Annotated in this window: 14 protein-coding genes; 8 read left to right on the forward strand and 6 right to left on the reverse strand. The window is 63.5% G+C overall.

Annotated elements, in window-relative coordinates:
• The first annotated feature begins 32 nt into the window (after positions 1–32).
• Positions 33–1,163 carry a patatin-like phospholipase family protein gene (locus A9K65_RS06850; RefSeq protein ID WP_013529189.1) on the forward strand — a complete coding sequence of 377 codons (1,131 nt, stop codon included), beginning with the start codon at positions 33–35 and terminating at the stop codon, positions 1,161–1,163.
• Positions 1,164–1,196: 33 nt separating this feature from the next.
• On the opposite strand, the gene A9K65_RS06855 is transcribed toward A9K65_RS06850, so the two are convergent.
• Positions 1,197–1,793: a TetR/AcrR family transcriptional regulator gene (locus A9K65_RS06855; protein WP_064995891.1), complete on the reverse strand. Its 597-nt coding sequence runs from the start codon at positions 1,791–1,793 to the stop codon at positions 1,197–1,199.
• A gap of 123 nt (positions 1,794–1,916) precedes the next feature.
• Here A9K65_RS06855 and A9K65_RS06860 point away from each other — a divergent pair, with 123 nt between their 5' ends.
• From A9K65_RS06860 to A9K65_RS06885, 6 genes are all read left to right on the forward strand, one after another.
• The gene (locus A9K65_RS06860; protein WP_064995890.1) at positions 1,917–2,378 is read left to right on the forward strand and encodes a (2Fe-2S)-binding protein; all 462 of its coding nucleotides are present in this window, start codon (positions 1,917–1,919) and stop codon (positions 2,376–2,378) included.
• A 2-nt stretch (positions 2,379–2,380) separates the two neighbouring features.
• Complete coding sequence (locus A9K65_RS06865; RefSeq protein WP_064995889.1) at positions 2,381–4,654, forward strand: xanthine dehydrogenase family protein molybdopterin-binding subunit; 2,274 nt, start codon at positions 2,381–2,383, stop codon at positions 4,652–4,654.
• A 135-nt stretch (positions 4,655–4,789) separates the two neighbouring features.
• The gene (locus A9K65_RS06870; protein ID WP_245321993.1) at positions 4,790–5,257 is read left to right on the forward strand and encodes a hypothetical protein; all 468 of its coding nucleotides are present in this window, start codon (positions 4,790–4,792) and stop codon (positions 5,255–5,257) included.
• 155 nt (positions 5,258–5,412) lie between these two features.
• Positions 5,413–6,588: an efflux RND transporter periplasmic adaptor subunit gene (locus A9K65_RS06875; protein ID WP_082827499.1), complete on the forward strand. Its 1,176-nt coding sequence runs from the start codon at positions 5,413–5,415 to the stop codon at positions 6,586–6,588.
• Positions 6,589–6,668: 80 nt separating this feature from the next.
• Complete coding sequence (locus tag A9K65_RS06880; RefSeq protein ID WP_086081292.1) at positions 6,669–9,842, forward strand: efflux RND transporter permease subunit; 3,174 nt, start codon at positions 6,669–6,671, stop codon at positions 9,840–9,842.
• Between the two features lie 93 nt (positions 9,843–9,935).
• Complete coding sequence (locus A9K65_RS06885; RefSeq protein WP_064993276.1) at positions 9,936–10,094, forward strand: DUF3309 family protein; 159 nt, start codon at positions 9,936–9,938, stop codon at positions 10,092–10,094.
• 60 nt (positions 10,095–10,154) lie between these two features.
• Here the strand turns inward: A9K65_RS06885 and A9K65_RS06890 are convergent, their stop codons facing one another.
• Both A9K65_RS06890 and A9K65_RS06895 read right to left on the reverse strand, forming a co-directional pair.
• A complete protein-coding gene (locus tag A9K65_RS06890; protein WP_064993275.1) occupies positions 10,155–11,114 on the reverse strand; it encodes an SDR family oxidoreductase in 960 nt (319 codons plus the stop codon).
• Positions 11,115–11,227: 113 nt separating this feature from the next.
• On the reverse strand, positions 11,228–11,437 hold the full coding sequence (locus tag A9K65_RS06895; RefSeq protein WP_064993274.1) for a DUF680 domain-containing protein: 210 nt from the start codon (positions 11,435–11,437) through the stop codon (positions 11,228–11,230).
• A 114-nt stretch (positions 11,438–11,551) separates the two neighbouring features.
• Here A9K65_RS06895 and A9K65_RS06900 point away from each other — a divergent pair, with 114 nt between their 5' ends.
• Complete coding sequence (locus tag A9K65_RS06900) at positions 11,552–12,460, forward strand: LysR family transcriptional regulator (protein WP_064993273.1); 909 nt, start codon at positions 11,552–11,554, stop codon at positions 12,458–12,460.
• On the opposite strand, the gene A9K65_RS06905 is transcribed toward A9K65_RS06900, so the two are convergent.
• The 3 genes from A9K65_RS06905 to A9K65_RS06915 all read right to left on the reverse strand — a co-directional run bounded on the left by A9K65_RS06905 (position 12,424) and on the right by A9K65_RS06915 (position 14,834).
• Complete coding sequence (locus tag A9K65_RS06905; protein ID WP_064993272.1) at positions 12,424–13,599, reverse strand: MFS transporter; 1,176 nt, start codon at positions 13,597–13,599, stop codon at positions 12,424–12,426. The two genes, A9K65_RS06900 and A9K65_RS06905, sit on opposite strands and share 37 nt — an antisense overlap.
• A 117-nt stretch (positions 13,600–13,716) precedes the next feature.
• Positions 13,717–14,025 (reverse strand): DUF1244 domain-containing protein, encoded by a 309-nt coding sequence (locus A9K65_RS06910; protein WP_013529201.1) that lies wholly within the window; start codon positions 14,023–14,025, stop codon positions 13,717–13,719.
• A gap of 11 nt (positions 14,026–14,036) precedes the next feature.
• Positions 14,037–14,834 carry an N-formylglutamate amidohydrolase gene (locus tag A9K65_RS06915; RefSeq protein ID WP_024502956.1) on the reverse strand — a complete coding sequence of 266 codons (798 nt, stop codon included), beginning with the start codon at positions 14,832–14,834 and terminating at the stop codon, positions 14,037–14,039.
• Positions 14,835–14,953: the final 119 nt, after the last annotated feature.

The following is a 14,953-nucleotide window of genomic DNA, read 5'->3' on the forward strand; positions in this document are numbered from 1 at the left end:
TCCACCCAAAGGGACAGATCAAGGACGACGCCATGACCAAGAACGGCAAGGCGGAGGAGACGAAGAAGATCAACGTAGCGCTTCAGGGCGGCGGCTCGCACGGGGCCTTTTCCTGGGGTGTGCTCGACCGGCTGCTGGAGGACGGACGGCTGGAGATATCAGCAGTGTCCGGCACCAGCGCCGGCGCCATGAACGCGGTGGCGCTGGCCGACGGATATGTGCGCGGCGGTGTCGAAGGCGCGCGGCAAAAACTTGACGATTTCTGGCGCGCGGTGGCGGCCAAGGGGCGGTTCAGCCCGGTGCAGCGCATGCCGTGGGACGTCGCCTGGGGCAACTGGTCGATCGAGAACACGCCCGGCTATCTCTTCTTCGACACCATGTCGCGGGTGTTCTCGCCCTATGTCGCCAACCCACTCGGCCTCAATCCGCTGCGCGACGTGGTGCAGCAGGAGATCGATTTCGAGAACGTCCGCGCCTGCAAGTCGATGGAACTGTTCATCTCGGCGACCAATGTCGAGACCGGACAGTTGCGCGTCTTTTCCGACGGGGAGATCGACCTCGATACGGTGATGGCCTCGGCCTGCCTGCCGCAATTGTTCCGCGCCGTCGAGATCAAGGGCGTGCCCTATTGGGATGGCGGCTATGGCGGCAATCCGGCGCTTTATCCGTTCTTCAAGACGGCTGCGACCGAGGACGTGCTTCTGGTGCAGATCAATCCGGTGGTGCGCGAGGGAACACCAAGAAGCGCCAACGAGATCCAGAACCGCATCGACGAGATCACCTTCAACGCCGGGCTGCTGCGCGAATTCCGCTCGATTGCCTTCGTCAAGGAGCTGATCGCCGCCGGCCGTCTGCCACATGGCGAGTACCGCGACATCCGCATGCACCGCATCGATGCCGACGAGGCGTTCAAGGACCTGTCGGCGTCCTCGAAGGTCAACGCCGAATGGGCGTTTCTGACCTACCTCAGAGATCTCGGCCGCACCGCCGCCAGCGACTGGCTGGAAGAGAATTACGACGCCGTCGGCAAGCGACCGACGCTCGATCTCTCCGGCGAACTGGATGACGGCTACAAGCCGGTGCGCGGTCCGGCACCCGGCCGGCGGGTCAAGGAATTTCTTGCGGCCCGCAAGAACCCGGAGGCAGAGCGCCGGCGCGCCTGAGCGACCAATCGATGTGCATCGATTGGTCCGCAATCATGCTTTCAAGGTCAGGTCGATCACCCTGATCAGGGCAGCGGCTGCCTGCCGCTGCCCTTCCGGATCTCTGATCCGCGCCTTCATGCCTTCCAGCCCGTCGAGCAGCATGTCGGCAAGCAGTTGCGCCGACAGGCCCCTGGCCGCCAGATCGACGCCGTTCCTGGCTGCCTCGCCCTCTATCGCGGCGCCGATGTGTTGGCCAAGCCCGCCGCGCCAGCAGCCCACCAGATCGCCAAGGCTCGATTTCATGTCCAGCAATTCGGCGCCGTGCGGCGAGGCAACGACCGCGCTCATCATCAAGATAAAGGCCTCATCGATGGCTCGCATCATGCGCTCGGTGAAAGGGCCGTCGCCGGATAGGGCAAACCTTGCCGCCTCGACCGAGCGTGACAGGATCATCATGGCGATGGCGCGGAAAATGTCGGTCTTGTTCTTGAACAGGAGATAGAGCGCCGGGCGCGACATGTCGGCGGCACGGGCGATGTCGTCCATGGTGGTGCGCGAGAAGCCATAGGCCAAAAACACCTTCATCGCGCCATCCAGAATACGGGCGCGTTTGGGATCGGCGGTGGCGATGTCTTCGATCTGGTTCATCGAGCAATTCTATCCTGCAAAATCCTAATTGACAAAATGACGAAATTTGTCAATCTGTATCGGAGCGAAACGGCCGGGAGGCCGCTTCGCCCTTGGCAGTGGACGACAACAAAGGGTATCCCCATGCGCCTCACCGTCGACGGTCAGTCATTCGATATCGACGCCGATCCGGACATGCCGCTGCTGTGGGCACTGCGCGATCTCATTGGCAAGACCGGGCCAAAGTTTGGCTGCGGCATCGCCGCCTGCGGCGCCTGCACCGTGCATGTCAACGGTCAGCCGGCGCGTTCCTGCTCACTCCCAGTTGGGCAGGTCAGCGGCGCTGTCACGACTATTGAAGGCATCGGCACGGCAGGCGGACTGCATCCGGTGCAGCAGGCATGGCTGGAGGAACAGGTCGCGCAATGCGGCTACTGCCAGGCCGGCCAGATCATGAGCGCGGTGGCGCTGCTCGATGAAGTCGCCGACCCAAGCGATGCCGACATCGACAACGCCATGGGCGGCAATCTCTGCCGCTGCGGCACCTATCCCAAAATCCGCTCGGCCATCAAAAAGGCCGCGGCGCTCAAGACGGCGGGGCTCTGACCATGGCCAGCGTCGGAAAGATCGCCCGCCGCACGTTTCTGATTGGCGCTGCCGCTGTCGCTGGCGGCGTTGCCGTCGGCTACTACTATTATCGCAAGCCGTTCCCGAACCCGCTCGAGGCCGAGCTTGGCAAGGGCGAGGCGACGTTCAACCCTTATGTGAAAATCGGCGCCGACAACACCATCACCATCGTCGCGCCGCGCGCCGAGATGGGGCAAGGCATTTCGACGACGCTTGCGGCCATGGTCGCAGAGGAACTCGACGTCGGGCTCGACCGGGTCATGGTCGAGCATGGACCGGCATCCCATGCCTACTACAACGCCGCGATCCTCGAGGAGGGCGGTCCGTTCGCCTTCTTCGATGAAAGCATGACCGCGCAGGCGGTGCGTTCCGGTCTCGGTGTGGTCGGTAAATTCGTTGCCCTGCAGGGCACCGGCGGTTCGGCTTCGACACGCGACGGTTTTGACAAGATGCGGCAAGCGGGTGCCGCTGCCCGGCAGATGCTGGTCGCAGCGGCAGCGCAAAAACTGGGTGTCGCGGCGGCCGATCTGGAAACGGCCGACGGTTCGATCCTGCACAAGGCGTCGGGCAAATCGCTGACCTACGGCGCGGTCGCCGCGGCTGCCGCCGCGATGGCGCCGCCGGCCGAAGTCAGGCTCAAGGACCGGGCCGACTGGAAGCTGCTGGGAAAGCCGCAGAAGCGCATCGACATGCTGGCAAAGCTCACCGGGGCGCCGATCTTCGGCATCGATGTCCGGCTGCCGGAGATGGTCTACGGCACGGTCAAGATGAGCCCGCGCTTCTGGTCGAAGCCGGTCAAGGCGGACCTCTCCAAAGCCGAGAAAATGCCTGGGGTGATCAAGATCGTGCCGCTCGAGACGAATTACGGCCATGGCTTCGGTATCATCGCGAATAATACATGGGCAGCATTCAAGGCGGCCGAGGCGATCGACGCCCAGTGGTCCGATCCTGAATATCCGCTCAGCAGCGCCGCCATTTCAGATGTGCTGAAGCAGGCGCTTGCCACCAAGGGGTCGGTGATGCGCGACAATGGCGATGTCGAAACCGCCTTTGCCGACGCGCCGCGCGAAAGCATCATCGAGGCAGACTATGCCGTACCCTATCTGGCGCATGCGACGATGGAGCCGATGAACGCCACGGCACAGTTCAGGGACGGTGCGCTCGACATCTGGTGCGGCAACCAGGCGCCGACCCTGGTGCGGCAGCTTTGCGCCAACGCGGTCGGCATCGAGCAGGACAAGATCAATGTGCACACCACCTTCATGGGCGGCGGTTTCGGCCGGCGCGTCGAGATGGACTACGCGCTGTGTGCCGCGCTGATGGCGAAGGAGACGGGCGGACGCCCGATCAAGGTGACGTGGACGCGTGAAGAAGACATGCGGCACGACGCCTATCGGCCGGCTGCTATCGGCAAGTTCCAGGCGCGGCTCGGTGACGATGGCATGCCGATCGCGGTCGACATGAAGATGGCCTCGCCATCGGTGATTGCCGGTACGCTGCGCCGGCTGTTCCCCTCGGTATCGCCGCTCGGTCCCGACAAGACCATTGTCGATGGCGCCTATGACCAGCCCTACACCATCCCGAATTATCGGGTCAGGGGTATCGCGGCGCCGGTCTCCATCCCTGTCGGCTCCTGGCGTTCGGTCGGCAGTTCGGTCAACGGCTTCTTCCATGAGGGCTTCATGGACGAGATCGCGGTCGCCGGAAAAATCGATCCGGTCGAGATGCGCAAGAGACTGATGGCCGCCTATCCCTCGGCGGTGAAGGTGGTCGAGAAAGTCGCCGCGATGGCGAAATGGGGCGAGGCGCTGCCCGCCGGCAAGGCCAAGGGCATGGCCTTCACGCTGTCCTTCGGCAGTTGGGTCGGCGAGATCGTTCAGGTGGCGGACACGCCGGCCGGCATCCGCATCGAGAAGGTGTGGATCGCCGCCGATGTCGGCACCGCGCTAGATCCCGGCATCATCGAGGCGCAGTTGATTTCCGCCGCCATCTACGGCCTTTCGGCGGCGATGGGTCAGGAAATCACCTTCGCCGACGGCATGGTCGAACAGTCGAACTTCCACGATTTCGATGCCATGCGGATCTTCCAGTGCCCGGTCTTCGAAGTCGCCATCCTGGAAAATTTCCACAAGATGGGCGGCGTCGGCGAGATCGGCACACCGCCGGCGGCTCCAGCACTCGCCAACGCCATCTTCGCGCTCACCGGAAAGCGCATCCGCACGCTGCCGCTGTCGAAAACGGTGGCCTTCGCATGAAGAAGCTCCTCATCATGCTGACGCCTGCTGCCATGCTCGTGCTCGCAGCGCCGTTTGCAATTGCGCAAGAGAGCCAGACGCCGGCGCCGGCGACCGTCGACGCGGCGAAAGGCCTGTCCGAATGGGACAAGGTCTATGCGGTGTTCTCGCATCCGCGCTGCGCCGACTGTCATCGCGGACGACCGGCCGCGATGGTCGGGTGCGCACTATCGCGGTACGCGCGTTCACGCCTTCAATGTCCAGCGCGGTGCTGACGGGTCGGGCTTCGGCAATCCGGGCCTGCGCTGCACGACTTGCCATTTCTCCAGCAATTCCAAGGCATTGCACGGGCCGCCCGGGGCCGAGAACTGGCATCTGGCGCCGGCCGAGATGGCCTGGTTTGGCAAATCCTCGGCCGAAATCTGCGCCCAGATCAAGGATCCCCTGCGCAATGGCAACCGCAGCTTGAAGGACATCGCGCTGCATGTTCGCGACGACAGATTGGTCGCCTGGGGCTGGGCGCCGGGGCCGGATCGTGAACCGGCTCCGGGCTCTGCCGAAGCGACGTATCAAGCGATCGAAGACTGGGCCGCGGCGGGCGCATCTTGTCCGCCGGGGCAATGATCTTGCAACTTTCAGACTATATTGCGGTGCAACTTTGATGTAGAAGCGCGCTTCGCCGATCACGGCAAATTGAACACGGCTTGGCGCGCACCCATATCGGCGACGCGCCCGCGTTATGAGGACGCTGGCCGAACCCGCAGTGGAAAACAACGACGATGCCGAGAATCAGGTTTCACAAGCTTGCAGCCATTGTTGTGCTCATTGGTTTCGCGGCGTGGATGGCGACAGGCGAGTTTTCGTCGGTCGGCAGCGTAGCCGCCAACAAAGCCAAGGCAGCCGAAGCCGAACAGGCCAAGGCGCCGGACGCGGCCAAGCCGAAGACGGCTGAAGCCGAGCCGAAGGCACCGCTGCGCACCGTTGCGGTGGTGACGCCGCCACGCAAGACCTATGCACGCGCCATCCGCATTTCCGGGCTGACCGAAGCCGACAAGCGGGCGGTGCTGGCGACGCGCGTCGCCGGTGTCATCGACAAGCTGCCTGTCAAGCAAGGCGATCACGTCAAGACGGGGGATCTGGTGCTGATGCTTGCGGCGGAAGAAAAGATCTCGATGGTCGACAATGCAAAGCAGTTGGTGGTGCAGCGCCAGGCCGAGTTGGACGCAGCCTTGCGGCTGATGAAGACCGGCAATCTGCCGAAGCTGCAGCTCGACACCGCGCGCTCGAACCTGACCTCGGCGCAGTCGCAACTGGAAACGGCACAGGCCGAACTCGACCGCAACGAGGTGAAGGCGCCCTTCGACGGCGTTATCGACCGGGTGCCGGTGGAACTTGGCAGTTCCATCATGCAGGGCGGCGAGGTGGCAACCATCCTCAAGCTCGATCCGGTGATTGCCCGCGGCGAAGTCAGCGAGCGCGATCTCGGCTACCTGAAACTCGGGGACAAGGCCACCATACGGCTGGTCAGCGGCCAGACCGTCGAAGGCACCGTGCGCTACATCAGCCGCGACGCCTCTTCGGCGACCCGCACCTTCCGCGTCGAGGTTGCCGTCCCCAATGCCGACGGCTCCGTGCCGGCCGGCATGACGGCGGAAATCGCACTCAGCGCGCTGCCGACCGATGCGGTGCTGCTGCCGCGCTCGGTGGTGACGCTCGGCGACAAGGGCGACCTCGGCATCCGTGCCGTCGGCAAGGACAACAAGGTTGCGTTCTTCCCCATCGACCTCGTCGACGACACGCCGACCGGCTTGGTGCTTGGCGGCATCCCTGCCGATGCGCGCATCATCGTTGCCGGCCAGGAACTGGTGAAGGAAGGCGATGAGGTCAAGCCGGTCGAAGCCGACCAGGCAACCATCCAGAAACTGCTGGGCGAAGCGACCGCCGGCACGCAGTAGCATGGGGTACGGCGGACAGACCCCGGGCGGGGACACTTGGCTGCGACGCAGCTCGTGAAATTCAAGAACAGGCGTTAGCCATGGATATCGTCAGACTCGCAATCAACAATGCCCGCCTGACCATTTCGGTCCTCGTCTTCCTTCTGCTCGCCGGCTGGGTCGCCTATCAGTCGACGCCGAAGGAAGCCGAGCCCGACGTTCCGATTCCGATGATGTATATCAGCCTGATCTATCAGGGCATTTCGCCGGAGGATTCGGAGCGCCTTCTGCTGCGGCCGATGGAAAGCAAGCTGAAGAGCCTGAAAGGCCTCAAGGAAATGCGCTCGGCCGCCTTCCAGGGCGGCGGCTATGTGCTGGTCGAGTTCCAGCCGCAGACAAATCTGGCGACGGCCTTGCAGGACACGCGCTCCAAGGTCCAGGACGGCAAGGCCGACCTGCCGCAGGCGGCCGAAGAGCCGGTCGTTACCGAAGTCAACATCTCCGAATTCCCCGTCCTCGTCGTCACCCTGTCGGGCGAATTGCCCGAACGCGTGCTGACCGCCGCCGCGCGCGAACTGCGCGACCGTATCCAGGAAGTGCCAGGCGTTCTGGAGGGCTCGTTGCAGGGTACGCGCGACGATCTTGTCGAAGTCGTCATCGATCCGATGAAACTGTCGTCCTACGGGTTGCAACTCGATCAGCTGATCGGCGCTGTCGGGGCCTCCAACAGTCTGGTCGCCGCCGGCAATATCGAAGGCTCGGAAGGCAAATACGCCGTCAAGGTGCCGTCACTGATCGAGACGCCCGAGGACGTGGCGGCCTTGCCCGTGGTCGCCGGCCCCAATGCCGTGGTGCAGGCCAAGGACATCGCGACGATCCGCTCGACCTTCGCCGATGCCACGACGATCACGCGCCTCAATGGCAAGCCGGCCATCGCCATCGAAGTCAAGAAGCGCATCGGCGCCAATCTGATCGACACGCTCGCCAAGGTGAGGGAGGTGTCCGACGCCTATGTCAAGACGATGCCGCAAGGCATGAACGTCACCTACACGCAGGACAAGTCGGTCTTCGTCAACCAGTTGCTCGGCGATCTGCAGAACCACGTCATGATCGCCGTCATCCTGGTGTTCATCGTCATCCTCTACGCGCTGTCGGGTCGTGCCTCGCTGCTGATCGGCCTGGCCATTCCGTCGTCTTTCCTGATCGGCATCCTGCTGCTGGCGATGATGGGCTACACGATCAACATGATCGTGCTGTTCAGCCTGATCCTGGCTGTCGGCATGCTGGTCGACGATGCCATCATCGTCACCGAGTTCGCCGAACGGCGGATGAGCGAGGGCATGCCGAAGGCGGAAGCCTTCGCATTGGCCGCCAAGCGCATGGCCGGTCCGGTCATTGCCGCGACGATGACGCGCATAGCCGCCTTCTCGCCACTGCTGTTCTGGCCGGGCATCATCGGCGACTTCATGAAGTACATGCCGATCACCCTGATCGTGACGCTATCGGCCTCGATGCTCTATGCGCTGGTGTTCGCGCCGACGCTGGGGGCGATCTTCGCCAAGGCGCCGGAGCATCATGAGGATGATAATCGCGACGGCTGGTACATGGCGATCGTCAAGCAGGCGGTGCGGTTTCCGATTACGGTGGTTTTGCTGACGGTCGCTCTGCTGTTCGGCGTCGGCTTTGCCTATTCGAAATATGGCGCCGGTGTTGAATTCTTCCCCAGTGTCGAGCCCGACTACGGCCTGCTCTACGTGCACGCGCGCGGCAACCTTTCGCTGGCCGAAATGGATACGGCGACCAAGATTGCCGAAAACAGGATGCTCGGCTGGCCCGGCATCAAGTCGGTCTACACCCGCGTCGGCAAGACACAAGGCGGCGGCCAGGATGTCCCTGAAGACGTCGTCGGCGTCATCCAGTACGAATTCATAGATTGGCGCGAGCGCAAGTCGGCGAACCAGATCCTGAACGATTTGCGCGGCGTCATGGCCGGCATTCCCGGCGTCGATGTCGAGGTGCGCGTGCCGGAGGCCGGTCCGCCGACCGGCAAGCCGATCCAGATCAGGCTTTCGGCCGTCGACCCCAAGGGGCTCGACGACAAAGCGCGCGCGGTTGCGGCACGCATCGGCAAGGTGCCTGGCGTCATCGACATTTCCGACGGCCTCCCGCCGCCCGGCGTCGACTGGGCGCTCGAGGTCGACCGTGCCAAGGCAGCGCAATATGGCATCAGCCCAACCGCTGTCGGCACAGTGGTGCAACTGGTGACCAACGGGCTGAAGCTTTCGGAATACCGGCCTGCCGGCGCCGACGACGCCGTCGACATCAGGCTGCGTCTGCCGGAAGACCGGCGCACGCTGTCGACGCTCGACGAGCTCAGGGTGCAGACCTCGCAAGGCTCGGTGCCGATCTCGAATTTCGTCGTGCGCAAGCCGGAGCCGACGGTTGGTATCCTCAACCGTATCGACGGCGCGCGCACGGTGGTCGTCCAGGCAAACGTTGCCGCAGGCGCCCAGGTCGCGGCCGTGCAGGCGGAGGTCACCAAGGCTGTCTCCGGGATGGATCTCGGCAGCGGCATACGTTGGAAGCTGGCCGGCTCGAACGAAGACAGCGCCGAGGCCAGCGCCTTCCTTGGCAAGGCCTTCGGGGCGGCGATCTTCCTGATCTTCCTGGTGCTGCTGATGCAGTTCAACAAATTCACCAGCGTGCTGATGGTGCTGTCCTGCGTGGTCATGGCGACGGTTGGCGTGTTCCTGGGGCTGCTGATCACAGGCGAGACCTTCGGCATCGTCATGTCGGGCATTGGCGTCATCGCTCTGGCCGGCGTGGTGGTGAACAACAACATCGTGCTGATCGACACCTATGACCGGCTGCGCGAAGAAGGCTGGGACAAGATGGACGCGGTGCTGCAGACCTGCCGCGAGCGCGCCCGGCCGGTGGTGCTGACGGCCGTGTCGGCGATCCTCGGCGTGTTGCCGATCGCCTTCGGCCTTGGGCTGGAAATCTTCCATCACGAGACGACGATCAACGCGCCGTCGACGCAATGGTGGATTTCGCTGTCCTCGGCGATCGTCTTCGGCCTGTCCTTCGCCACCTTGCTGACGCTGGTGGTGACGCCGTCGATGCTGATGATTTTCACGCGCAGCAAGAACAGCCGCTTCTATGCGTTTTTCCGCCGGCTGTTCCGGCGCGGCAAGGGAACGGTTTCGCCGACCGACAGGCTTGGCCAGGAAGCAGGCGACGAACCGGAAATCGCCTTTCCGAAAGCCGCCGAATAGACCCCATCGCCGATTTGACCGGCAGAGGCCGCCCGGAACAACCGGGCGGCCTCTGCATTGTCTCTGAGCGAAACGTCGAAGCGAGGGCTTCTCATGCCGATCACCACCATCGTCATCAGCGTCCTGATCCTTGTCCTCATCGGCGCGGTGCCGGCCTGGCCGCATTCGCGCTCCTGGGGTTATGGGCCGTCGGGTATTGTCGGCGTCGTGCTGGTGGTGCTCATGGTGTTGCTGTTGATGGGACGGCTCTGAGGCGCCCTCTCGTGGGAGATTGTTCAGTGTGCGGAGTGGCGGCGCCCGTGATCGCGGAAGTCAGGCAGCTTTCGCAACGCCATTCACTGTGGCAATGCCGATATCGCCAAGAGCTTCAGCAACCGCCTGATCCAACGGCGTGTGCGGGATCTCGCCGACGATGCCTTCCAGCCGTATCGAAGCCAGCTGATGCGGCTCGAAGCGCAGGTAGGACATGGAGACGATCTCGCGCCACATCGCCACGAACGGGCTGCCAGCGCGCAGCACCCACCAGGGCATCGAAGTCATCTTGAGCGGGCGACCAATAGCCTTCTCGGCAGCGGCCTTGATCTGCAGATCGGTGACCGCGTGGCCCGGAAAGTTCAGCGCTTCATAGAAGCCGAGCTTGTCCAGATTGCGCGCCAGCGCGACGAAGCCCATAGCGAAGTCAGGCAGATAGGCCCATTCATGCACGAGGTCGACCGGGCCAGGCGCGGTGTAGATACCCTTGTTGATCTTGGCGGCAACGATCAGGTCGAACCATGATCCGCTGCCGGTGCCGCCGAAGAAATCGCCGGCCCGCAGAAGAATGGTGCGGACGCGGCCCGCGTCGGCCTCGCGACGAAACAACTCCTCCATGGCGCAGCGGATGCGGCCCTTTTGCGTGGTCGGGTGGAAGGGTGTGTCTTCCGATATCACCGCCGGCATCGGCGAGCCGTAATTGTAAACGGTGCCGGGGAAGAGATGCAGTGCGCCGTTCGCATGGCAGGCGGCCATGACATTCTGCGCCATCGGCAGGCATTTGCCCCAGTCGGTGTAGATCGGGTTGAGGCCGTTGAAGACGATATCGACACCTTGCGTGGCGCGGATGAGGGCCTCGCGGTCGAGAGCGTCACCGGCAACGGCTGTGGCGCCTTTGAGTTCGGCCGGCACCTTGCCGTTGCGGGTGACGGCGCGGACCTCGTAGCCCGCGTCGATGAAGGCCTTGGCGACCACGCGGCCGAGCCGGCCACCGGCACCGAGAATTGCGATCTTGGTCATTGGAAGCACTCCTGGTTGGGATTTAGGTGGTCGGTCGGGCGATCGATATCAGCGACAGCGCGATCGAGATCAGCGGCAAGCGCGATCGGGATCAGCGACAGGCGCGATCGGGATCAGCGGCTGCCGAAGAGATCGCGGTTGCTGCCCTGTGTGACCGGCTTCCGGATGGCCGCATCGGGGTTGTGAATCGAAGCGGTGGTCGTGTTGTCGGTGCTGGTGACAGCCGGCTGGCTGGCGTCGTTCGAACCAAACTTGTCGCTGCCGGCAAAAGCGGCGCTGATGGAAATGAGGATAGCGGCGGTGGTGAGAGCGATCTTGGTCATCTGAGTTCTCCTGGTTGGTGTTTGCAGTCCGTGTTGGTGTCTGCAGCTGGAATATGGTCGCTCCGAATGCGAATGGAAATTGACTACAGATGGCGTTCTGATATTCATAAATGAATGGCAGAAATCGACTGGAACCTGATCAAGAGCTTTGTCACCGTGGCGGAATCCGGCAGCCTGTCGGCTGCCGCGCGAAAGCTTTCGGCCAGCCAGCCGACGCTTGGCCGTCACATCGGCGAGTTGGAACAGGCGCTGGGCGTCACGCTGTTCCGTCGAGGACGGCACGGCTACGAACTGACGGAGGCCGGCAGCACGCTGTTCGAACGCGGCAAGGCGGTCAGCGAGCAGGCAAGCGCCTTCTCACTCCTGGCACTGGGTTCGGTTGAGGCTATCGAAGGCACGGTGCGTATCGCCGCCAGCGAGGTCGTGGCGGCCTATGTCCTGCCTGAGATGACGATGCGGCTGGGGATCGAGGAGCCCGGCATCGAGGTCGAGATCGTCGCTTCCAATCAGGTTGAGAACCTGCTGCGTCGAGATGCCGACATCGCCATCCGCATGGTCAAGCCGGCGCAGAACGAGCTGATGGCACGCAAGGTCTGCGACATCGAGCTCTGCGCCTGCGCGGCCAAATCCTATCTCGACAGGCGCGGCCGTCCGCTGAAGCCTGCCGATCTTGTCGACCACGATCTGGTCGGCTTCGACCGCGGCGACGAGATCATCAGGGGTTTTACCCGGCACGGCATCCCCGTCACCCGGAGCAGCTTCCGCTTCAGGGCCGACAACCAGATTGTTTTGTGGGAAGCGGTGCGGGCGGGAAACGGCATTGGTCTTGGCCAGGAGCCGCTGGCCGACAGGGATCCTTTGATTGAGAAGGTGCTGCCTGACCTGCCGCTGCCAGTTCTGCCGGTGTGGCTGGCGATGCATCGCGACGTGCGTACCAGCGTGCGCATCCGCCGTGTGGTGGATTTCCTTCACGAGGAGCTGAAACGCTATTCGGCGGGTGCTGGCGCGAATTCGGCGCGGTGAGCGAGCCCGGCCATCAGCAACACGATGATCAGCAGTCCCGACATGGTGATGAAGATCGGGCCGAAGCTGGAATGCTCGGCAACGAAGCCGATCGCCGACGGCGCCACCAGTATGCCGCAGTATCCGATCGTTGTGACCACGCTCATGCCGGTGCCGGAAGACATGCCTTCCTGGTTGCCGCCGGCCGAAAAGATGATCGGCACCATATTGGCGATGCCGAAGCCGCAAAAGGCAAAGGCTGCAATGGCGAGCCAGGGCGAGGGCGCCAGGCCAGCCACCAGCATGCCGACCGCGGCTACGAGGGCCGACGCGCGTAGCGTCGTCACCGCGCCGAAGCGATTGCGTATGCCGTCGCCGAAGAACCGCGTAACCGCCATGACGCCTGAAAATCCGGCGTAGGCGAGGCCGGCGACGGCGAGATCGGCGCCGAGCTCCTGGCGCAGATACAGGGCTGCCCAGTCGAGCACGGCGCCTTCCGAGATCATCGCCAGCAACGCCATCAGCCCGATCAGATAAACCAGCGGGTTTGCCGGCAGTGCGAATTTGTGGTGCTCGGCCGCCTGCGGTCTGTCTTCGGCGAGGAGATGGCGAACGGCCACCGCGATCACCGCGAAGGCAAACGCCGTTACCGCCGCCGCGTGGACGAGGTGGCCGTAATGCTGGATGGCAAAGCCGCCGAGGCCGCCACCGGCAAAACCGCCGAGACTCCAGAAGCCGTGCGAAGACGACATGACGGCGCGGGATAGCCGCCGTTCGACCACCACGGCGTTGGCATTCATGGCAACGTCCATGCCACCGATCGAGCCGCCGAAGATGATCATGGCAACGGCCGCCAAGGGTACGTCGGGCGCCAGCGCCACGACCATGAGACCGAGGCTGCCGCACAGCGCGAACCAACGCAGTACGGTGCGCGAACCATGTCTGGAGATCAAATGGCCACACCAGGTCATCGCGACGACGGCGCCGACCCCAAACAAGAGAATCAGCAGACCGAGCGTGAACTTCGAAATCTCCAGCCGGGTCAGGAACACCGGAATCTGCGGCGCCCAGCTGCCCGTCAGAAAGCCGTTGGCGAGGAAAATGGCCGCGAGCGCCCATCGTCCGCGAATGGCAGTCAGCTTGGCAGTTGACGCGTTCATGAGGCGAATCCCGCAAGAAATGGCTTCGCGCGGCAAATTAGATCGATTCAATTTTCAGTCAAGGCTCTTTCGGGAAGCATTTTTTGAGCCAAACACAGCCTTGAGTGATCGCCGGCCTTAATGGTCCTTGGGGCGCCTTGCCTCGAATTCGGCCTTCTTGGCGTCGGAGGCCTCGGTCTGGTTGAGCGCCTGCCATTGCGCATAGGGCATGCCGTAGACGATCTCGCGCGACTGATCCTTGGTGAGATCGACGCCCTCGGCATTGGCCGCCTCGCGATACCAGTTCGACAGGCAGTTGCGGCAGAAGCCGGCGAGGTTCATCAGGTCGATGTTCTGCACGTCGTTGCGTTCGCGCAGATGCTCGACCAGCCGGCGGAAGGCGGCCGCCTCGAAATCGCGTTGCTGCTCGTCGCTGAGTTCGGTCATCGAAACCTCCGTCATAGCGGCCCGGTGCGCGAGCCGAACATCTTCACCACATGTATATCGGGACGGCGGTCGATGGCGTCAACGATCGGCGCCAGCCGTTCGGCCCAGGCGAGCGCGCCCTTCTGGTCCGATATCAAATCCTGTCGGATCTCGATCAGCGCATGGGCGAAGCCGTTGACGATGGCGTGCTTGTACATGGTGTCGCCGCGCAGCGCGCCGTCATAGGGTTCGTTGTCGCCGACGACGAGGTTCCTGTCCTGCGCCAGCATGTCTATCAACGGCCGCGCCACGCGGTCGTCGAGGTCCCACAGGATGCCGACGTGCCAAGGACGCTGGATTCCTTGCATGGCCGGGGTGAAGGAATGCACCGAGAAGATGAAGGGCGCCTGGGCGGAAGCCTGTGCGACCGAGGCGATCATGGCGCTGACGGCGTCGTGATAGGGCCGGTAGAACCCGTCGAGCCGCCTCTCGCGCTCCTCGGCAGCGATGGGGTAGTTCCCAGGTACGACAGTGCCGTCATAAAGCTGGCGAATGAGCGTCGGGTCGTCTTCGCCGCGATTGGGATCGATCAGCAGCCGCGAAAAATTGGCGAGCACCGCTGGTACGCCGAGCAGGGCAGCCAGTTCGCGCGTCACGCCCTCGACGCCGATGTCATAGGCGATGTGGCGGTCGAACTCCGCTGAGGGCAGGCCGAGGCTGCCATAGTCGTCGGGCAGGTCGCGACGGGCATGATCGCCCAACAGCACGATGCCTCGCTTGCGGTCGCCCTCGATGATGTCGAAAGGCGCGAAAACTGTGGATCGGGTCATTGGCGGGAAATGGTCTGTTCGCTGGCTTCCGGGGAGGATGCTATCGTCATTCCACGAAGACGACGCTTGCGCAATGCCGTTGTTTGGCCAAGGTTTCCCGGGAAATCTGGCACAAGTCG

The organism is Mesorhizobium sp. WSM1497 (genome assembly GCF_001672455.2).
Classification (GTDB): Bacteria; Pseudomonadota; Alphaproteobacteria; order Rhizobiales; family Rhizobiaceae; genus Mesorhizobium; species Mesorhizobium ciceri.